This window comes from Jiella endophytica (assembly GCF_004519335.1).
GTDB classification, from domain to species: domain Bacteria; phylum Pseudomonadota; class Alphaproteobacteria; order Rhizobiales; family Rhizobiaceae; genus Jiella; species Jiella endophytica.
Window position 1 is genome coordinate 235,097 of the sequence record NZ_SOZD01000003.1, and the last position, 18,246, is coordinate 253,342.

20 protein-coding genes are annotated in these 18,246 nt (G+C 65.9%); 6 read left to right on the forward strand and 14 right to left on the reverse strand.

Annotated elements, in window-relative coordinates; all coding sequences use genetic code 11:
• Positions 1–61: 61 nt before the first annotated feature.
• Positions 62–1,075, reverse strand: coding sequence for a M23 family metallopeptidase (locus tag E3C22_RS11035; RefSeq protein ID WP_134762077.1), 1,014 nt, complete (start codon positions 1,073–1,075; stop codon positions 62–64).
• Positions 1,076–1,139: 64 nt separating this feature from the next.
• Here E3C22_RS11035 and leuB point away from each other — a divergent pair, with 64 nt between their 5' ends.
• Complete coding sequence (gene leuB, locus E3C22_RS11040; protein ID WP_134762078.1) at positions 1,140–2,255, forward strand: 3-isopropylmalate dehydrogenase; 1,116 nt, start codon at positions 1,140–1,142, stop codon at positions 2,253–2,255.
• A 214-nt stretch (positions 2,256–2,469) separates the two neighbouring features.
• Here leuB and E3C22_RS11045 read toward each other — a convergent pair whose 3' ends face one another.
• The 4 genes from E3C22_RS11045 to E3C22_RS11060 form a co-directional block, all read right to left on the reverse strand.
• Entirely contained in the window at positions 2,470–4,146 is a 1,677-nt protein-coding gene (locus E3C22_RS11045) for a BCCT family transporter (protein WP_280987632.1), read from the reverse strand.
• A 353-nt stretch (positions 4,147–4,499) separates the two neighbouring features.
• On the reverse strand, positions 4,500–5,054 hold the full coding sequence (locus tag E3C22_RS11050) for a hypothetical protein (protein WP_134762079.1): 555 nt from the start codon (positions 5,052–5,054) through the stop codon (positions 4,500–4,502).
• Between the two features lie 76 nt (positions 5,055–5,130).
• A complete protein-coding gene (locus E3C22_RS11055) occupies positions 5,131–5,622 on the reverse strand; it encodes a DUF2214 domain-containing protein (RefSeq protein WP_134762080.1) in 492 nt (163 codons plus the stop codon).
• 21 nt (positions 5,623–5,643) lie between these two features.
• The gene (locus E3C22_RS11060; protein WP_134762081.1) at positions 5,644–6,051 is read right to left on the reverse strand and encodes a DUF6152 family protein; all 408 of its coding nucleotides are present in this window, start codon (positions 6,049–6,051) and stop codon (positions 5,644–5,646) included.
• 383 nt (positions 6,052–6,434) lie between these two features.
• Between E3C22_RS11060 and rpsF the strand changes: the two genes are divergently transcribed.
• From rpsF to E3C22_RS11085, 5 genes are all read left to right on the forward strand, one after another.
• Positions 6,435–6,893 (forward strand): 30S ribosomal protein S6, encoded by a 459-nt coding sequence (gene rpsF, locus E3C22_RS11065; protein WP_134762082.1) that lies wholly within the window; start codon positions 6,435–6,437, stop codon positions 6,891–6,893.
• Between the two features lie 6 nt (positions 6,894–6,899).
• Positions 6,900–7,148 carry a 30S ribosomal protein S18 gene (rpsR, locus tag E3C22_RS11070; RefSeq protein WP_134762083.1) on the forward strand — a complete coding sequence of 83 codons (249 nt, stop codon included), beginning with the start codon at positions 6,900–6,902 and terminating at the stop codon, positions 7,146–7,148.
• A gap of 162 nt (positions 7,149–7,310) precedes the next feature.
• A complete protein-coding gene (locus E3C22_RS11075) occupies positions 7,311–8,285 on the forward strand; it encodes a hypothetical protein (protein ID WP_134762084.1) in 975 nt (324 codons plus the stop codon).
• A gap of 65 nt (positions 8,286–8,350) precedes the next feature.
• Positions 8,351–8,965 carry a 50S ribosomal protein L9 gene (gene rplI / locus E3C22_RS11080; protein WP_134762085.1) on the forward strand — a complete coding sequence of 205 codons (615 nt, stop codon included), beginning with the start codon at positions 8,351–8,353 and terminating at the stop codon, positions 8,963–8,965.
• Between the two features lie 357 nt (positions 8,966–9,322).
• Positions 9,323–10,606, forward strand: coding sequence for a cyclopropane fatty acid synthase (locus E3C22_RS11085; RefSeq protein ID WP_134762086.1), 1,284 nt, complete (start codon positions 9,323–9,325; stop codon positions 10,604–10,606).
• 170 nt (positions 10,607–10,776) lie between these two features.
• On the opposite strand, the gene E3C22_RS11090 is transcribed toward E3C22_RS11085, so the two are convergent.
• The 9 genes from E3C22_RS11090 to E3C22_RS11130 all read right to left on the reverse strand — a co-directional run bounded on the left by E3C22_RS11090 (position 10,777) and on the right by E3C22_RS11130 (position 17,917).
• Positions 10,777–11,124, reverse strand: a complete 348-nt coding sequence (locus E3C22_RS11090; protein ID WP_134762087.1) for a hypothetical protein — start codon at positions 11,122–11,124, stop codon at positions 10,777–10,779.
• A gap of 68 nt (positions 11,125–11,192) precedes the next feature.
• A complete protein-coding gene (locus E3C22_RS11095) occupies positions 11,193–11,732 on the reverse strand; it encodes a chemotaxis protein CheD (protein ID WP_134762088.1) in 540 nt (179 codons plus the stop codon).
• Positions 11,729–12,118: a response regulator gene (locus E3C22_RS11100; RefSeq protein WP_134762089.1), complete on the reverse strand. Its 390-nt coding sequence runs from the start codon at positions 12,116–12,118 to the stop codon at positions 11,729–11,731. Before E3C22_RS11100 ends, E3C22_RS11095 begins: the two co-directional genes overlap by 4 nt.
• Before the next feature lie 87 nt (positions 12,119–12,205).
• The gene (locus tag E3C22_RS11105) at positions 12,206–13,237 is read right to left on the reverse strand and encodes a protein-glutamate methylesterase/protein-glutamine glutaminase (RefSeq protein ID WP_134762090.1); all 1,032 of its coding nucleotides are present in this window, start codon (positions 13,235–13,237) and stop codon (positions 12,206–12,208) included.
• 144 nt (positions 13,238–13,381) lie between these two features.
• Positions 13,382–14,221, reverse strand: a complete 840-nt coding sequence (locus tag E3C22_RS11110; protein WP_245514926.1) for a CheR family methyltransferase — start codon at positions 14,219–14,221, stop codon at positions 13,382–13,384.
• A gap of 177 nt (positions 14,222–14,398) precedes the next feature.
• The gene (locus E3C22_RS11115; protein WP_134762092.1) at positions 14,399–14,881 is read right to left on the reverse strand and encodes a chemotaxis protein CheW; all 483 of its coding nucleotides are present in this window, start codon (positions 14,879–14,881) and stop codon (positions 14,399–14,401) included.
• A 5-nt stretch (positions 14,882–14,886) separates the two neighbouring features.
• Complete coding sequence (locus E3C22_RS11120; protein ID WP_134762093.1) at positions 14,887–17,154, reverse strand: chemotaxis protein CheA; 2,268 nt, start codon at positions 17,152–17,154, stop codon at positions 14,887–14,889.
• 80 nt (positions 17,155–17,234) lie between these two features.
• On the reverse strand, positions 17,235–17,606 hold the full coding sequence (locus E3C22_RS11125; protein ID WP_134762094.1) for a response regulator: 372 nt from the start codon (positions 17,604–17,606) through the stop codon (positions 17,235–17,237).
• Positions 17,603–17,917, reverse strand: a complete 315-nt coding sequence (locus E3C22_RS11130; protein ID WP_134762095.1) for an STAS domain-containing protein — start codon at positions 17,915–17,917, stop codon at positions 17,603–17,605. Before E3C22_RS11130 ends, E3C22_RS11125 begins: the two co-directional genes overlap by 4 nt.
• Between the last annotated feature and the right edge of the window lie 329 nt (positions 17,918–18,246).

The following is an 18,246-nucleotide window of genomic DNA, read 5'->3' on the forward strand; positions in this document are numbered from 1 at the left end:
GGGTTAAGCGGAGCTTTACCGATTGTGGTCATTTCGAGGTGTTTTGGCGGCTTCGACGACGTCAGTCGTCGACGTCGACGCTCGTCTCTCGTGCCGCAACGACCCGGCCGACCCGCATGACCTCGACGCGAAGCCCGTAGGTTCCCGGCAGTGGCGCCCGCTTGCGGCCGGCGAACTGCAGATAGGCCGCCTTCGGCCGGTCCAGCGGGTCGCTGGTGCTGTCGGACAGCAGGCTGCCGTCCGGCGCGGCGATGACGATGCGGATGCGATCGCCCTCGACGAGATTGGCGAACCAGCCCCAGCCGACCGTCGCTCCGTCGCCCGCCGCGAGATCCTTTGGCGGCCCGGCGACCACGAGGCGAGCATAGGTCGGGGGCACGCCGGAGAGGCCGATCGCGAGGATCGGGTCGTCGGCAGCCTTCATCCACCCCTGCGCCGTCTCGCTCCACAAGGGCTCGGCCTTTTCCGCATCGAGCAGGCAGCCCTCCGAGAGGCCGCGGCCGGTCGCCGGATCGATCACGGCGCCGCTTTTGCGCAAGGTCAGATGCACATGCGGGAACTCGGCGTCGCCCGACGCCCCGACCATGCCGACCACATCGCCCTGTTCGACGCTCTCGCCCGGCTTCACCCGCAGCGAGCCATTCTTTAGATGGCAGTACTGCACCTCCAGCCCCGAGGCGAGCGCGAGAACCAGGCCGTTGCCGCATTCCTGGCCGTCCACTGCCTGGCGATCTGCCGGCGTCGTGACCAGACGATCCGCTACGCCGTCACGGGCGCGGAGCACTTCGCCACTGCCGAGCGCGAGCACCGGCAAGCCCCTTTCGACATCGGCCATCGAGAGCGCCCTGATGTCGGTTCCGTCATGGCCGCCATAGGTCTTCGTGCCACAGAACGGATCGGCGGCGCCGGGACCCGGATCGAAATCGGGATATTGCTGGACGAAGCAGGCGACGCCCGCCTCGCAGTCCAGCGGCACGCCGAGACGCATGACGTCGTCGGCTTCGGCGGGAGCGATCCAGAGGCACGGCGCCGCGAGGATCAGCGCTGCCGCCAGCCGGCTTCTCTTCCTTGCCAAGACGTGTCGCAAATTCTATTCCACCGTTCGTCAGTTTCCCGCACTCTATCCGATCGAGACCATCATGGCATCGAAGACGCTCCTGCTCCTTCCCGGCGACGGCATCGGCACCGAAATCATGGTCGAGGTCGAAAAGCAGATCGGCGTCCTCAACGACGTCGCCGGCGCCGGCTTCGAGACGGAGACGGCCCTCGTCGGCGGCACGGCCTATGATGCGGAAGGCGCGCCGATCTCCGATGCGACGATGGCAAAGGCGCAGGCCGCCGACGCGGTGCTGTTCGGTGCCGTGGGCGGGCCGAAATGGAACGGCGTTCCCTATGAGAAGCGGCCGGAGGCGGGGCTTCTCAGGCTGCGCAAGGAGATGGAGCTCTTCGCCAATCTGAGGCCCGCCATCTGCTACCCGGCGCTCGCCGACGCCTCGTCCCTGAAGCGCGAGGTCATCGAGGGCCTCGACATCCTGATCCTGCGCGAGCTCACCGGCGGCGTCTATTTCGGTGAGCCGAAGGAGATCGTCGATCTCGGGAACGGCCAAAAGCGGGCGGTCGACACGCAGGTCTACGAGACCTACGAGATCGAGCGTATCGCACGGGCGGCCTTCGACCTCGCCAAGACCCGCCGGGGCAAGGTCACCTCGATGGAAAAGCGCAACGTCATGAAGTCGGGCCTGTTCTGGAACGAGGTCGTCACCCGGGTGCATCGGGAGGAATATCCAGAGATGACGCTGGAGCACGAACTCGCCGATGCCGGCGGCATGAAGCTCGTCAAGGCGCCGAAGCAGTTCGACGTCATCGTCACCGACAATCTGTTCGGCGACATGCTGTCCGACATTGCGGCGATGCTCACAGGCTCGCTCGGCATGCTGCCGTCGGCCTCGCTCGGCGCGGTGGACGCGAAAACCGGCAAGCGCAAGGCGCTCTACGAACCGGTGCACGGCTCGGCGCCGGACATCGCCGGCACCGGCAAGGCCAACCCGCTGGCGATGATCGCATCGCTCGCCATGGGCCTTCGCTATTCCTTCGAGATGATCCGCGAGGCCGACGCGCTGGAGGCCGCCATCGCCGAGACGCTGGAAGCCGGCATCCGCACCGGCGACGTGATGGCGCCGGGCTGCACGGAAGTCGGCACGACCGGCATGGGCGACGCGGTGGCCGAACGGTTCCGGGCGAAGCTTGCGGGCTGAGGCAAGCCGGGAGCGGCGGCCTGAGGATGTTGGAGCGGCATCGATGAGACATGAAAGGCCCGGCCACCGGATGCGGTGGCCGGGCCTTTTTCTGTGTGACGCCGATCGTCGGACCCGCGCTCGCCGCCGCGACGACCCTGTGCCCTCTGCGGCTCCGGGCGGGGTGAACGCGCCGCCTTTTCTGGCGGGCGCCGCGCTCCTTTCCGGACTGCGCTTATGCCCCGCTGGCGACCTCCGGCGGGCCCTTCAGCGCGTGCTCGTCGCGATAGGGATCCGGCGTGTTGACGTCGGTCTCCCGTTCGGTCTGGTACCACTGGTCGGCGCGGTAGAGGATCAGCTTGTCGCGTCCGAGCCCTCTCAACAGCGAATACATCATCGTCAGAAGCACGAAGGCGAAGGGGAAGCCGGCGACGACGGCGGCCGCCTGCAGCGCCTTCAGCCCGCCGGCGACGAGCAGCATCGCCGCGATCGCGCCCTCGGTGATCGCCCAGAACAGCCGCTGGATCTTCGGCGGATCGGAGTGGCCGCCGGCGGTCAGCATGTCGATGACGAAGCTCGCGCTGTCCGACGAGGTGACGAACCAGACGACGATCATGACGATGATGATCCCGCCGATCAGCGGCGTGCCGGGGAAGAACTCGATCAGCTTGAAGATCGCCTGACCGTAGCTCTCCTTGGTCGCCTCGATGAGGCCGGGATTGCCGTCGAGTTCCAGCTTGATCGCCGTGCCGCCGAAGGCGGTGAACCAGAAGAACAAGAGCGTCGTCGGGATCAGAAGCACGCCCAGCAGGAACTCGCGGATCGTCCTGCCCCGCGAGATGCGGGCGATGAAGACGCCGACGAAGGGCGACCAGGAAATCCACCAGGCCCAGTAGAACAGCGTCCAGTCGACCTGCCAGTCGGTGCCCGAATAGGATTCGACCCAGAAGCTCCAGTGCACCAGGCCGGCGAAATAGTTGCCAACATTCTCGATGAAGCTGTCGAAGATGAACAGCGTCGGCCCGACGATGACGACGAAGGCGAGCAGCGCGAAGCTCAGATAGATGTTGAAGTTCGAGATCCGCTTGATGCCGCCGTCGAGGCCCAGCATCACCGAGACCGTCGCGCAGGCGGTGATCACGGCGATCAGCACCAGCTGGACGAAGATGTTGTTCGGCAGGCCGAGGAAGGTCTCGAGGCCTGAGTTGATCTGCATGACGCCAAGGCCGAGCGAGGTGACGACGCCGAACATCGTGCCGAAGACGGCGAGGATGTCGACGGCGTGCCCCCACGGGCCGTAGATGCGCTCGCCGATCAGCGGGTAGAGCACCGAGCGGATCGACAGCGGCAGGCCCTGGCGATAGTGGAAATAGGCAAGCGACAGCGCGACGATGCAGTAGATGCCCCAGCCATGCAGGCCCCAGTCGAAGAAGGCGAGGACCATCGCCTGCTTGGCGGCCTCGACGCTTTCCGGCTCACCCACCGGCGGCGAAAAGAAGTGGAACAGCGGCTCGGCCACGGCCCAGTAGAGAAGGCCGATGCCGATACCGGCCGAAAACAGCATGGCGATCCAGGAAAACAGCCCGTATTGCGGGGTTTCCGTCTGGGCCCCGAGGCGGATGTCGCCGTAGCGGGAGAAGGCGATATAGACCGTGAGGACGAGTGCGAGGTTGGTGACGATGATGAGGAACCAGCCGAAATAATCGGCGATGGCCCCTTGCGCGCCCTGGAAGACTGTATCCGCGGATTCCGGAAAGCCGGCGCCGAAGACGAGAAAGCCGAGGATCAACGCTGCCGATATCAAGAATACCGGCCGACAGACATGCGGAAAAGGTCCGAGCCTCCCCGTCGCGACGCCTGTGCCTCCTTCCGCCCGGATCCTTCGATCGTCGTCTATCGCAGTACTGGTCAATGTCTCACCATCATCTCTCTTTCAACAAACTGTGTTTGCTAACTGACGCGGGCCATCGGCAGGTCAAGACTTGGCCACATTCCGGCGGCTGCCCGCACTGACCGGCGCTGCGCAACCAGAGGGGCACCAGCGGCGTTATCCCGTCACAAATCGAAACTGACGGAGATGACAATGATCAGGAGCATTCTGAAGGCACTGTTCGTCGGCTGGGTCGCCAAGAAGTTCCTCGAGCGGGACAAGGAGCCCGGCCAGGCACCGGCGCCGCATCAGCCGCGCCGCGCCTGAGCGCCAGCCCCTGCGTGACGGCGAAGAGCCACCCATGACGAGGCGGTCGATCGAGAGGTCGGCCGCTTTCAGTTTGTCGCGACGAAAGGCGACTGCCGAAAAGGTCGCAGATCGACGATCTTGCGGTCGTCGTCCGGGCAGCTCGGTTCCGCCTCCACATACCAGCCGCGCGCGGTCCAGTTGCGGCCGGCGCGGACGTCCTCGGCACTGACGGCGGGTTGCGAGGCGAAGCCGACGGAATAGAAATCGAAGCAGTTCTCGCCGCGCCTTGCGACGAGGAAGCAGCCGCCGTTCAGGCTGCCGCCCGGATAGAAGGTGCAGAAGCGGGCATTGGCGACGCTCCAGTTGCCCGGCCACTGGCCCTCGCGGTCATGATAGGAGAGCGTGCCGTCCATGCCGTAGGCTTCCTGCCAGGCGGTGGCGTCGGAATAGACCCCCTCGAGATTGCGGCCGGAAAAGGCACCGACCAGCGCGGCGTCGTCCATCGTCCCGCGCAGCAGTTCGTCGAGGCCCCCCGCCGCCCGGCCGGTGTCGGCAGAGACGCAGAGAAGAACGAGAGACAGGACGGCTGCCGCCATCCGGCCGGCGAAGGGGCCGGCGGCGCGGCGAGCGGAAATCTTCACGAGCCATCCTCCCACGCTTTCCATGGCGAAGACTTTGCCGAAGAATGCCGCGCGAGGCCAGAGCGGCGCGCCATCGTCAGGCGAGAAATGCGATGAACCGGCCGGCGAGGATCGCCGCGATCCAGACGAGCAGCGAGACCCCTGCGGAGACTGTGACGGAGGCGCTCGCCTTGCCGCTCCGGCGCAGCTCGCGAAAACCTTCTGACCGATGCATCGCCACGGCATGCAGCGTTCCGGCGGAGACCAGCAGGAGCTTGATCCGGAAGGCGGGATTGGCGGCATAGTCGAATGGCTGCACGGAAAACAGCGCCAGGCCGGCGATTGCGGCAACAAGCAGCCCACTCGCGGCTACACGTGGCGCGAACCGCGCGAGGCTTTCGAGAAACGCCGCCTTCGCCCGCAAAAGGATCGCCAGGTCGAACAGCGCGATGGCGCCGAACGACAGGGCGAAGCCGACGATGTGCAGGGCGTTGACGAGCGGATAGACGAGCCGGGAGGATTTCAGCGCCTCGGCCGGCCAGGACGACCCGATCGCGCCAAGAATCGCGCCCAGGATCGAATCGAGCATCGGCGTGCCCCCTCGCCGTCGTCACGCTGCCGGCTTCAGGCTTTTCTCGCGGCGCGGATAGACGTCATAGGTCTTGCCGTTGACGGTGATCGTCTCGGCCTTGAAGCGCTTCTCGCCCGCGTCCTTCGAGCGATGGCCGGTGAAGCTCGCCCGGTCACCGATTTTGGCAACACCCTCGACGAAGCCGGCCCTCTCGCTGGCATAGGGCGGGGCGAGATCCACCTCCCAGACGCCGTCTTCCGCCTCGATTTCCAGATGCGAGTGGGGATTGCCGAAGGAGACCGCCTTGATGACGCCCTCGAGACGGCTTTCCTGATCTTCCGTCCAGCCCCAGCCATGATGGGCAATGGCCGCGGCAGGCATCGCCAGCGCGACGGCGAGGCCGGCAACGAGGGCTGCGGCGGGGCGAAGGTTCTTCAAGCGACGCATGTCTCTCCTCCTCGATGGGTGCCGCAACTCTTTCGCTTGCGGCATCGATAGAGAGAGCTTACGCGCTGAATGCGTCAGACGATCCGTCAAGCCCGCGTGATAGCGCCCGTGATCGGCCGGTCGTGGAGCGGAGCGCGGTCTTGCGTTTTCCCCCCGGCCGTTGTATGCGCCGCATCGTCAAGGCCCGGTTTTCAGCTGGGGGCTGAACGGAAGGCTGTCGGTTCGCCGGCTTCATGGCGCGAAAATGTCGCCTGCTTCCCGTGTCTCCGCTCTCGACCGCTCTCCATGCCGCCTTTCCGAACCGGCCACCCGGCCATCTTGGGAAGTCGCAGAGGCTTAGCCGCTGGATCGGGCTCAACACGAAACGGAAAGGCGTTTGGCGAATGGCTCTCTACGAGCACGTATTCCTGTCGCGCCAGGACATCTCGAACCAGCAAGTCGACCAGCTGGTGGAGACGTTCCGGGGCATTCTGGAAAACAATGGCGGCAAGGTTCTCAAGGTCGAGAACTGGGGTCTGAAGACCCTTGCCTACAGGATCAAGAAGAACCGCAAGGCGTATTACACGCTCCTCAACATCGAGGCGCCGTCGACGGCCGTCGACGAGATGGAGCGCCTGATGCGCTTCAACGAGGACGTCCTGCGCTACATCACCATCCGCGTCGAGGCCCATGAAGAAGGCCCCTCCGCGATGATGCAGAAGCGCGACGACCGTCCCCGCCGCGGCGGTGACCGTGGCGAGCGTGGTGATCGTGGCGACAGGGGTGATCGTGGCGACCGCGGCCCGCGCCGCGACCGCGACGACGACCGCCCCCGCCGCCCCCGCGACCACGATTCGGAGTAAGACCACATGGTCGATATCGCACAGCTTCCCACCCGCCGGCCGTTCCATCGTCGCCGCAAGTCCGACCCGTTCTCCGGTTCGGATTCGCCGAAGATCGACTACAAGGACGTCCGTCTCCTGCAGCGCTACATTTCCGAGCGCGGCAAGATCGTCCCGTCGCGCATCACGGCGGTGTCGCAGAAGAACCAGCGGGCGCTCGCCCGCGCCATCAAGCGCGCGCGCTTCCTCGGCCTTCTGCCCTACCTGATCAAGTAAGACGGCAGGCCGCGTCTCACGCGGCCTCGCATCGCAGCGATCGCCGCGCCCGGCAGACCGGGCGCGGCACCCAGACCACCACGGCCGCCATGTCAGATGGGCGGCCGAGCTGGGGCTCGACGAGCCTCTAACTGCCAGGGCGCAGGACAGCGAACCGGACCGATGACCCCTTCGAAGCTGATCATAGCGGCGGCAGCCGGCGCAGCGAGTGCGCTGCTCTTTGCCGGCCTCGTGCTGCAGTCGGGTTCGGCCGTCACGCTGGCGCTCGCAGCGCCGATCCCGATCTTCATCGCCAGCCTCGGCTGGGGCAGCGTCGCCGGCCTCGTTGCGGCGATCGTCTCGGCCGTCGTCGTCGCGGCGATCTCCGGCATCGTTTCGGGCGGTGTCCTGCTGTTCGTGTCGATGAGCCTGCCTGCGGCGATCGCCGGCCATCTCGTCGGCCTCGCCAGGCCCGACAGCGGACCTGGAGCCGGGCCCGAAAACGCCGCGCCGGCCATCGGACCGGCAAGGGACGCGCCGCCCCGGCTCCTCTGGTTTCCGCTCGAGCGGGTGCTGTTCGCCATCGCGCTGATGGCGGCCGTCGCCTGCATCGGTCTCGGCTGGTATCTCGGCTACGACGTCGCGACGCTGAAACCCGAGATCGTCGAGGCGCTCCGCCAGGGCGGCAATGCCGCCCAGATGAGCGACCAGGAAATGGACGCGGTCGCGAGCCTTCTGTTGTCGCTGGTTCCGCTGGTTCAACCGGCGGTGCTGACGCTGACGCTCTGCGTCAGCCTCTATGTCGCCGCATGGGTCACCCGGATCTCCGACCGGCTGCCACGGCCCAAGGACGACCTGCCGACGGCGCTGCACCTGCCGCCGCTGGCGCTGTTCGTTTTTGTCTCGGGCATGGCGGGCACGTTCCTGCCGGCGCCGGCCGAACATCTCGCCATGGTGATCTGCGGCGCCTTCGGCATGGCGTTCACCTTCGTCGGGCTCGCCCGGATGCATGCCCGCACGCGGGGCCGCAGCAATCGCGGCCTGCTTCTCTTCGTCACCTATGCGGCGATCGTCATTCTCTCCTTCCCGCTGTTCGTCTTCACCTGCATCGGTGTCTACGACACGGTGAAGCGGATGCGCCGCCCTCCTCCGGCATGAGCCGCCGGCTCTGCCACACGCCAACCCCGCATTGACGCAAACCGAAAACCCAAGGAGTTGAAATCATGGAAGTCATTCTTCTCGAGCGCATCGCCAAGCTCGGCCAGATGGGCGAGACCGTAAAGGTCCGCGACGGCTATGCGCGCAACTATCTTCTGCCGACCGGCCGGGCGCTGCGCGCCAACGACGCCAACCGCGCCCGCTTCGAGGCCCAGAAGGCGCAGCTCGTGCAGCGCAATGAAGAGCGCAAGTCCGAGGCGAAGGGCGTCGCCGACACCCTCGAGGGCCGCTCCTTCATCGTCGTGCGCTCGGCCGGCGAAACCGGCCAGCTCTACGGCTCGGTCTCGACCCGCGACATCTCCGAGATCCTCGCCGCCGAGGACTACAAGGTCGGCCGCAACCAGGTCGAGCTCAATAACCCGATCAAGACGATCGGCCTGCACAGCGTCTCCATCAGCCTGCATCCGGAAGTCGTCGTCGGCATCCAGCTGAACATCGCCCGTTCGCCGGACGAGGCCGAGCGCCAGGCGCGCGGTGAGGACCTGACCTCCGCCGATGCGATCTACGGCTCCGACGAGCCGGATTACGCGCAGGAGGACGAGGAGCTTCTCGACGAAGAGAGCGGCGAGGAGACCGAGAAAACCGCCGCTTCGGACGAGGCGGAACAGCCCTCGGCCTGAAAAAGATCGACGAAGTGACGATTTGATGTCGAAAATTTGGGCCCCGTGGCAATGGGGCCCTTTTCTTATGCATCTGGACCCTTAAGATTCCCGATGCAAAGTTGAACGAGCAACCAGTACCCGACGGCAGAGTCCAGCCGCCGCGGTCTCTGGGGCATCGGGCGATCATTTGAACGCAATCCGCGGGGACGTGGGGACGATCGGCAGCGGCGTCGAGAACGAGTTCGGGAGGGGCTCGAGGACCGGCTTCCTGGCGGTGACCTGAGACCTTGGCTTTTGGGGCCGTGCCCGACGGGCTGGCTCGTTGCGTCCACGAACACCCGATGCTCCGACGGCTCATGCCAGGAGATCGGCGCAATGAATCGCATTCTCACATATTTCCTCGACCACCTCCTCCACACAGGCAATCTCACCGTCATCGACGCCAGTGGACATCGCCAGACCTGGGGCGATGGTACCGGCATGCCGGTCGCGATCCGCTTCAACACCAAGGCGGCAGAGCGTGGGGTGGCTCTCAATCCGAGCCTCCGCTTCGGCGAACTCTACATGAACGGCGACATCGATATCGTCGAGGGCACCATGTACGACGCCCTGGCGATCATCTTCCAGAATGCCGGAAACAACGTGACCTCGCGTCCGTGGATGAAGGCGCTCGAAAGGCTGCGGATCGCCGCGCGCCGCATCGTCCAGTACAACACCCCGAAGCGCTCGCGCGCCAATGTCCAGCACCATTACGACCTGTCGGGCGAGCTCTACGACCTCTTCCTCGACGAGGACCGGCAATATTCCTGCGCCTATTTCGAACGCCCCGACGCGACCCTCGAAGAGGCCCAGCTCGCCAAGAAGCGGCACATCGCGGCCAAGCTGAAGTTCGACCGCGACGATCTTCGGGTCCTCGACATCGGCTGCGGCTGGGGTGGCATGGGCCTCTATCTCGCCAAGAACCTCGCCGCCGACGTCGTCGGCGTCACCCTCTCCGACGAGCAGCTGGCGATCGCCCAGCGCCGCGCCGAAGAGGCCGGGCTTTCCGACCGCGCCGAGTTCCGCCTGCAGGACTACCGCAAGACCGAAGGCCCCTTCGACAGGATCGTCTCGGTCGGCATGTTCGAACATGTCGGCGTCGGCTTCTACGACGAGTTCTTCGAGCGCTGCGCCAAGGTGCTGAAGGACGACGGCGTGATGCTCCTGCACACGATCGGCCGATACGATCCGCCTGGCACCACCAACTCCTTCATCGCCAAATACATCTTCCCCGGCGGCTACATCCCGGCGCTATCGGAAGTGATGGCGGCGAGCGAGCGGCAGGGGCTGATCATCACCGACGTCGAGGTGCTGCGCATCCATTATGCCGAGACGCTGAAGCACTGGCGCGAGCGGTTCCTCGCCCATCGCGAGGAGGCCAAGGCGCTTTATGACGAGCGCTTCTGCCGGATGTGGGAGTTCTATCTCGCCGCCTCCGAGACGGCCTTCCGCTGGCAGGATCTCGTGGTCTTCCAGATGCAGTTCACCAAGAGCCTCGACAGCCTGCCGATCACCCGCGGCTACATGGCGGCGGAGGAGGACCGGCTGCGGCGGATCGACGAACGGCCGGCCGGCAATAGCAACGTCACCGACATCCGCGAGTGCGAAGCCGCCGAGTGATCGGCGGCGCCTGCGTCGCTCCGTCGTCGGCATAACAAGACGAAGCACTCTTTGAAACGAGAAGACCCGGCGGGACGCCCGCCGGGTCTTTTTTCGTCGGCCTTTCGGCCACCCTCCGGCAGACCGGACGAGGTCGGGCGGCCCTCGGAAAACCGCCCTTCCCCGACCCTTCAGCCGAACAGTTCGAGATCGCCGCCGTCGTCGCCGGTGGCGAAGGTTTCCGATGCCTCGGTGTGAAGCCTGCGACGCAGTTCCTCCAGGCGCACCGTGTTCAGCGCCGGGCCGATGGTGACATCCCAGCCCTCGGCGGTCTGCTCGCCGATCGCCGCCACGAAGGTCGACAGGTTGTCGAGCAGCTGCGTCGTGTGGTCGATCCGCTGCACCGCGCGCACGTAGTCGCTGTCTCTCGACAGGTGCTCGTGGCAGACGAGGTGATGCATCTCCTCGGCCGTCACCGCGAGAGAGCGCAGTTCCTCCGCCAGGGTGTGCATCAGGTTGGAGAGGGGAAGAGTCGTCATGGTTGCTCTCGGTTTGGTCCGGTCGACCGCTCGGCGCGGATCGGAAGGCGTCGGCGCGAGGGTGGCGATCAGAACAGGTCGACGTCGCCGATCGTCTGCGGGGCCCTCACCGGAGCAGCAACCGGGATCTTCGGCATTGCGGTCTCCTCGAAGAAGATCTGGCGGGCCCGGCCGGAATGCGGCCAGTACTCGATCCTGCGGCCACGGGTGCCGCCGAGCGAGCCGCCGAGATAGCGGATGCCCTCCATCTGCAGGAAGCGCTCGGCAAAGGCGGCGTTCTTGGCGCCGACATCGGACAGGCCGTCGACCGTGCGGGCGCCGCCGAAGAGCTTCGCCTCCAGGTGGCCGCGCCTGGCGCCGCGCTGCAGGAGCCCGTTGATCAGGACCTCCATCAGATAAAGGCCGAAGCTCTCGGAGCGTCCCGCCTCGGGACCGCCGCTGCCCGGCAGGAGGAAGTGGTTCATCCCGCCGACGCCGGCGTCCGGATCCCGGATGCAGGCCGCGACGCAGGAGCCGAGCAGCGTGGTGAGGACAGTCTCCTCGCCGCGCTCGATCTTCGCTTCGCCCTGCATGATGTGGATTCGATTCGGCCGGCCGCCAGTGATCATTGCAAACGTCCCACCACAGCTTCGATTGTCTTCTTCAGGACGGGGACGGTGATCGGCTTGGCGAGAAAGTTGTTCACGCCGAGCTGCGCCGCCTTCATCACGAGTTCACGGTCGCCCTTCGAGGTCAGGATGATGAAGGGCGTCTTCTGGGTCTTCTTGTAGGAGCGGATCGCCTGCAGAAGCTGGATGCCGTCGAGCTTCGGCATGTTGAAGTCGGAGATGATGATGTGACACGGCGTCGCCATCATCGCCTTCAACGCCTCTTCGCCGTCGCAAGCGAAGACGATCTGCTTGATGCCAAGCTGTTCCAGCGCGTCGCGGATCAACATGCGACTCGTTCGATGATCGTCGACGATCAAGACTTTGAGGTGATCTTTGATGCTCATGGCGTTATTCCTTCCGAGGCCGAGTAGACACGAATTTGATGAACGAAGTCTCTCATCCGGTCGCGAATTCGTTGATTTGTAAGAGTTTTACCCCCCACTGAAAATCTGCCTTGCGATCTTTCCCAGTGGCAGCTGGCGCGTCACCGCACCGATTTCGTGTGCAACTCGGGGCATGCCATAGACCAGGGAACTCTCCTCATCCTGGCCGAGTGTGGTTGCTCCGGCCTGTCGCATGCCGAGAAGGCCCTGGGCGCCGTCGCGGCCCATCCCGGTCAGGATCACGCCGCAGGACGAACCGGAGAAGTTCTTGGCGACGGAGGTGAACAGGACGTCGACCGAAGGCCTGTGCCCGGAAACGGTCTCCCCCTCGACCAGCGAGACGCTCGGACGCGCCCCCGGCTTGACCACCATGTGGCGCGCGCCGCCCGGCGCGAGATAGACGTGCCCCGGCAGCAGCGGCTCGCCGCCCTTCGCCTCGCTGACCTTCGCCCGCGACACGCGGTCGAGCCGCGCCGCGAAGGATCCGGTGAAGGCCGCCGGCAGATGCTGCACGATGACCGTCGGCGGGCAGTCGGCCGGAAACTCCGACAGGACCTGCATCAGCGCCTCGACGCCGCCGGTGGACGAGCCGATGGCGATAAGGTCCGGCAGGCGGACGCGGCGATCCTTCGCCGGCTCGTTCGCCGCCGGCCGGGCTGCGGCACCGGCATGGCCGCGCCGGGTCATGCCGGCCTTCGCCTTGGCCGCTTCCTTGATCAGCCCGGGCAGCTCGTTGAACATCGTCTCGCGCGCGCTCGGCTTGGCGACGCAGTCGAACGCCCCGATCTCCAGGGCGGCCAGCGTCGTCGCCGCGCCGGGCGCGGTGAGGTTGGAGACCATGATCACCGGCGTCGGCCGGAGCGTCATGATCTTCTCGAGAAAATCGATGCCGTTCATGTTGGGCATCTCGACGTCGAGGGTGACGACGTCGGGATCGAGCTGCTTCATCATGTTGCGGGCTTCGAACGGGTTCGAGGCCTCGCCCACGACGACGATGTCCGGATCACGGCTGAGCGCATGCTTGATCAGCGCCCGCATGGTGACGGAATCGTCGACGACTAGAACAGATGCTGCACACATCCTCAGGCCCTCCCCTGCCCGGACATCTGACGCGACCGCCGGATGCCGGCACGGACCGGCGCTCCGGACGTCAGGCGCGGACCGGCCGGACTTCGATCCTGGCGGGAAGGTCCGACCATTTCCAGAAACGGTTCAGCCATGGCGTCACCGGATCTTGCGGTAGGAGGTGTTGCCCTGGAACTCGACGGTTTCGAGGGCCGGGCCGGTCACCCGCTCGGAGTGGCCGATGAACAGGACCCCGTGCGGCAGGAGGCGCTCGGTGAAGCGCTTCCACACCCGCTCGCGGGTCGGCTGGTCGAAATAGATCGTCACGTTGCGGCAGAAGATCGCGTCGAACTGGCCGCGCATCGGCCATTCGCCGTTGAGGTTGAGCTCGCGGAAGGCGACGAGATCGCGCAGCGGATCGGCGACCTCGTAGAGCATCTCGGTCGCCGCCAGGCCGCGGCTGCCGCCGTCGGCGCTGGGGCGGAACCACTTGCGGCGAAGATCGGCGGGGACGCTTTCGAGGGCGCCGGCCGCATAGACGCCGGCCCGGCCGGTTGCGACGACGTTCGGATCGATGTCGCTGGCGAGAATCTTGACGTCGTATTCGGCGGCGTTCGGCAGCACCTGCAGGATCGTCATGGCGATCGAATAGGGCTCGTGGCCGATCGAGCAGCCGGCCGACCAGATGCGCACCCGCCCGCCGCGCTTGGCTTCGGCCAAAAGCGGCGGCAGCAATTCCTCGCGCAGATGATCGAAGTGATGCATCTCGCGGAAGAAATGCGTCACGTTGGTCGTCAGCGAGGCGAGCATCGCCATCCGCTCGGTGGTCTGCGAATGATCCTGAACGAGCTCGCAATAGTCCCTGAAGCTCTGCAGTCCGAGGGCCCGAAGCCGTTTCGACAGGCGGGAATAGACGAAGGTCGCCTTGGTGTCGGCGAGATAGATGCCAGCGTCTTCGTAGAGCAACTTCGCGATGGTGGCGAAGTCGTTCTCCGTCATCGGGAATTCGCCGTTTCCGAGCTTCGTGGCGCCAGCGCCCGCTCGTTGGGAAACGTGCGTCATGGACTCACGCGTAGCCGTCACCGACCTGTTCTCCTCGATGGCGGGCAGCCCGGCTGCCGCCCTTGAATGTCTTCGAAGCGCCCGGAAAAAAGGGCCAACTCCTTCGTGTCAGCCTCAGGCGACGTTCTGGTACTGCGGCAGGACGTTGTCCGTCGCGATCAGCGAGATCATGCGGCCCTCGATCGCCATGACGCCGCGCACGAAAGTCTTGGCGAGGTCGGAGGCAAGGTCGGGTGTCGGCTGCAGGAGCTCGTCGGTAATCGTCAGTATATCGGAGACCGCATCCACCAGCAGGCCGAAGAGCTGCTGCTCGACCCGGACGACGATGATGACGCTGCGCGCCGTCGGAACCGTCCTCGGGAAGCCGAGCCGCGCCGCGAGATCGACGATCGGCAGCACCGCGCCGCGCAGGTTGATGACGCCGTTGACGTAGGAGGGAGCGTGCGGCAGGGGCGTTGCCTGGGTCCAGCCGCGGATCTCGCGCACCGACATGATGTCGACGCAGAATTCCTGCTCTCCGATACAGAAGGCGATCAGTTCGCGCGCCGAGCGCGGGTCGGTGCGGTTGTCGTTCTGGGGTGGCGAAAGGGTCGTCATTCTGCTCACTCCGCTGCGTGCTGCATGCTGCTGTTGAAGAAATTGCCTTCCGGCCGTGACGTGGCGACGACGGCGTCGACGTCGAGAATGAGCGCGACACGGCCGTCGCCGAGGATGGTCGCCGCGGCGATGCCGGGGACGCGTCCGTAATTGGCCTCGAGGCTCTTGATCACCACCTGGCGCTGGCCCTGGATGGCATCGACGAGCAGCGCCGAGCGGGCGCCGTTTTCGGCCTCGACCAGGATCGCGACACCGCCGGTGGCGCTCGCCTGTTCGTAGGAGTAGCCGAGCTCGCGGGCGACATCGACGAGCGGCAGGAAGTTGTCGCGAACCTGCACCAGCCGGGCGTCGCCGCCGAAGCTCTTCACTTCGCTGGCCTTCGGCTGCAGCGTCTCGATGATCGCCGTCAGCGGCACCACCACCGTCTGGTCGCCGACCGAGACGATCATGCCGTCGAGCACCGCCAGGGTCAGCGGCAGGCTCATGGTGAAGGTCGAGCCCTTGCCTGGACGCGAGGTGATCGACACGCGGCCGCCCAGCGCCTGGATCGAGCGCTTGACGACGTCCATGCCGACGCCGCGGCCGGAGAGCGAGGAGATCTTCTCCGCCGTCGAGAAGCCCGGCAGGAAGATCAGGTTGTCGATCTCCTCGTCGGAAAGGTTCGCCTCGGCGGGGATCAGCCCCTTCTTGATGGCGATGTCCTTGACGCGCTTGCGGTTGATGCCGGCGCCGTCGTCGGAGATCTCGATGACGATGCGGCCCGAACGGTGCATCGCCGCGACGCGGACGACGCCTTCCTCGGTCTTGCCCGCGGAGAGACGATCCTCCGGCTTTTCGAGGCCGTGGTCGATGGCGTTGCGGATCATGTGGGTGAGCGGGTCGGCCAGCCGTTCGATGACGGTCTTGTCGACCTCGGTCCATTCACCCTCGGTGATCAGCCGGACCTGCTTGCCGGAGATGTCGGCGACCTCGCGCACCAGGCGCGGCAGTCGCTGGAACACCGACTTCACCGGCTGCGCGCGGATCGCCATGACGCTGTCCTGGATCTCGCGGGTCAGCTGCTCGAGCTCGTCGAAGCCGACGGCGACGTCGGAAGCGCGGGCAAGGCCGGCCTGATAGGCGCGCTGCGACAGCATGACCTGATGGATCACCAGTTCGCCGACGAGGTCGATCAGCCGGTCGACGCGTTCGAGATCGACGCGGATGGTCTGGGCCGCACCGCCGCCGCCACCCTTGCCGTCGCCGCCGGCCTCGGCCTTGGCGGCGGCCGGAGCGCTCGGCGCGGCAGCCTTCTCCGGTGCCGGCTTCGGCGCTTCGGCCTTGGCCGGCTCGGCCGCCTTGGCGGGCTCTTCCTCCGGCTCGTCCTTGCCGGAAACGTCGTCGGCACCGCCCTCGTCGTCCGGCGTCGCCTTGATGCGCGCCAGGATGTCGGCGATGTCGGGATCGTCGCTGTCGTCGTCGTCGTCCTCGTCGGGCAGCGCCTCGATCGACAGGTCGGAATCGAACTCGACGAATTCGAAGACTTCGCGAACCTTCTCTTCCGACTCGGCGGTGGAGAGTTCGATGGTGAAGGTGAGATAGGCGCCTTCCGGGTCGATCGCCGTCAGCAGCGGCACCTCGGAGGTGTTGCAGACGACCTTCGCCTCGCCGAGGGCGTAGACGTCGCGCAGAACGCGGTTCGCCTCGTTCGCCTTGGCGTACATCCGCGGCGACGGCTTGAAGACGATCTTGAAGCGGTTGTCGCCGCCGATGCCCATCAGGTCGCTGAGGTCGACCGCGACGGGCGTGAAGTCGAGGTCGCCCATGCCGTCGTCATAGACCGGGCCGTCAGAGGCCGGCGCGGCGGCGCTCTTGCCGGCGGAGGGAGCCGGCGGCTCCTCGCCCTTGGCGAGCGCGACGAGACCCTTCAGCTCGTCGATCAGGGCCGCGTTGCGCTCGGCGTCCGCCGTGCCGCCGTCGCGCGCCACGGTGACGAGATCGGCCAGCGCGTCGGCCGAGCGCAGCATGATCTTGACGACTTTTTCAGACGATTCGAGGCGCCCGGAACGCATCTCGTCCAGCGTCGTCTCGAAGACGTGCGCGAAGTGGACGAGGTCGTCCAGGCTGAAGGCGCCGGCGCCGCCCTTGATCGAATGAACGGCACGAAAGACGGCGTTGACGGTGTCAGAGTCCGCTTCGTCATTTTCGATCGCCAGGAGCCCTGCTTCGAGTTCCGCCAACTGCTCGGCGCATTCTTCGAAGAAGGTTTGCCGGATTTCGGCCATTGCATCCATGGTCTGTCTCTTTCCACCCTCGATCCGGCACATGCGTACCGGAAATTGCCTCGACCTTATGCGCCGTCGTCAGTCCGACCTCAGGCCGCGACGCGGTTGATCGCGTCGACCAGCTTGGTCGGATCGAACGGCTTGACGATCCAGCCCGTGGCGCCGGCCAGCCGCGCACGCTGCTTCTTCTCCTGATCGCTCTCCGTCGTCAGGACGAGGATCGGGATGGCGCGGCGGCTCGGATTGGAGCGGACTTCCTCGATGAACTGGAAGCCGTCCTTGCGGGGCATGTTGATGTCCGTGATGATCACGTCCGGCTCGATATCCATGCCCTGGAGCACCTCGATGCCGTGCTGGCCATCCTCGGCCTGAACGACCGTGAAGCCCGACGAGGCGAGCGTGACCTTCAGCATCTCTCGCATCGTGCGGGAGTCGTCGATGGTGAGAATGGTGCGTTTCATTGTGCAACTTCCTTTTCGAGAATGGCCTGGGGTGTAAGGCCAAGAACCTGAAGACCGGAGATGAAGGAATCCGATGGTTCGGCGATGCTGAACGCGGCCATCTCGTCCTTCCAGGTGGCGGCGGCCGCGATGAGGATCTGGACGCACTGGGTGCCGAGGCGCTCGACCTTCGAGGCGTCGACGACCAGGTTCTGTCCCCTGAGAGACATCAGCTTCTCGGTCAGCGGCGTTGCGGCCTTCAGATCGAGCACTTCGGGAAGCGCGTAGACCGCGTCCTCCGCGGAGCTCGCCTTGGTTGACTTGCGGGGCATCAGACTTCCTCCCAGCTTGCAGCGGAGACATGCGGTTGATCGGCAAATGGCGGTGCGACGGCGGGGCCTGCCGGCCGCACCGGCGCTCTCGGCCCGGCGGCCGCGGCCGGCACGGCAGTGACGGAAATGATGATCATCGGCGGCGCCCCGGTCCGGCGACCCGCCGCACCCTGATGCGACCAGCGATCGCCCCGGTCGGCTTCGCGGCAAAGGTAAGCCCGGGAGACATTAAGGTCAGTTCTGCCGATATTTCGAGATTCGTGAGTTCCATTGTCCGCTATCTGCGTTCTCGGAAATTTCTCTTTCGTTGGTCCGCCGGAAACTTAGCC

Excerpts from the sequence above, each read along its gene's own strand:
- leuB (WP_134762078.1), top strand. The coding sequence starts at position 1,140 with ATGGCATCGAAGACGCTCCTGCTCCTTCCCGGCGACGGCATCGGCACC.
- E3C22_RS11055 (WP_134762080.1), bottom strand. The coding sequence starts at position 5,622 with ATGCTCGATTCGATCCTGGGCGCGATTCTTGGCGCGATCGGGTCGTCC.
- E3C22_RS11060 (WP_134762081.1), bottom strand. The coding sequence starts at position 6,051 with ATGCGTCGCTTGAAGAACCTTCGCCCCGCCGCAGCCCTCGTTGCCGGC.
- rpsF (WP_134762082.1), top strand. The coding sequence starts at position 6,435 with ATGGCTCTCTACGAGCACGTATTCCTGTCGCGCCAGGACATCTCGAAC.
- rpsR (WP_134762083.1), top strand. The coding sequence starts at position 6,900 with ATGGTCGATATCGCACAGCTTCCCACCCGCCGGCCGTTCCATCGTCGC.
- E3C22_RS11075 (WP_134762084.1), top strand. The coding sequence starts at position 7,311 with ATGACCCCTTCGAAGCTGATCATAGCGGCGGCAGCCGGCGCAGCGAGT.
- rplI (WP_134762085.1), top strand. The coding sequence starts at position 8,351 with ATGGAAGTCATTCTTCTCGAGCGCATCGCCAAGCTCGGCCAGATGGGC.
- E3C22_RS11085 (WP_134762086.1), top strand. The coding sequence starts at position 9,323 with ATGAATCGCATTCTCACATATTTCCTCGACCACCTCCTCCACACAGGC.
- E3C22_RS11090 (WP_134762087.1), bottom strand. The coding sequence starts at position 11,124 with ATGACGACTCTTCCCCTCTCCAACCTGATGCACACCCTGGCGGAGGAA.
- E3C22_RS11095 (WP_134762088.1), bottom strand. The coding sequence starts at position 11,732 with ATGATCACTGGCGGCCGGCCGAATCGAATCCACATCATGCAGGGCGAA.
- E3C22_RS11100 (WP_134762089.1), bottom strand. The coding sequence starts at position 12,118 with ATGAGCATCAAAGATCACCTCAAAGTCTTGATCGTCGACGATCATCGA.
- E3C22_RS11105 (WP_134762090.1), bottom strand. The coding sequence starts at position 13,237 with ATGTGTGCAGCATCTGTTCTAGTCGTCGACGATTCCGTCACCATGCGG.
- E3C22_RS11110 (WP_245514926.1), bottom strand. The coding sequence starts at position 14,221 with ATGACGGAGAACGACTTCGCCACCATCGCGAAGTTGCTCTACGAAGAC.
- E3C22_RS11115 (WP_134762092.1), bottom strand. The coding sequence starts at position 14,881 with ATGACGACCCTTTCGCCACCCCAGAACGACAACCGCACCGACCCGCGC.
- E3C22_RS11120 (WP_134762093.1), bottom strand. The coding sequence starts at position 17,154 with ATGGATGCAATGGCCGAAATCCGGCAAACCTTCTTCGAAGAATGCGCC.
- E3C22_RS11125 (WP_134762094.1), bottom strand. The coding sequence starts at position 17,606 with ATGAAACGCACCATTCTCACCATCGACGACTCCCGCACGATGCGAGAG.
- E3C22_RS11130 (WP_134762095.1), bottom strand. The coding sequence starts at position 17,917 with ATGCCCCGCAAGTCAACCAAGGCGAGCTCCGCGGAGGACGCGGTCTAC.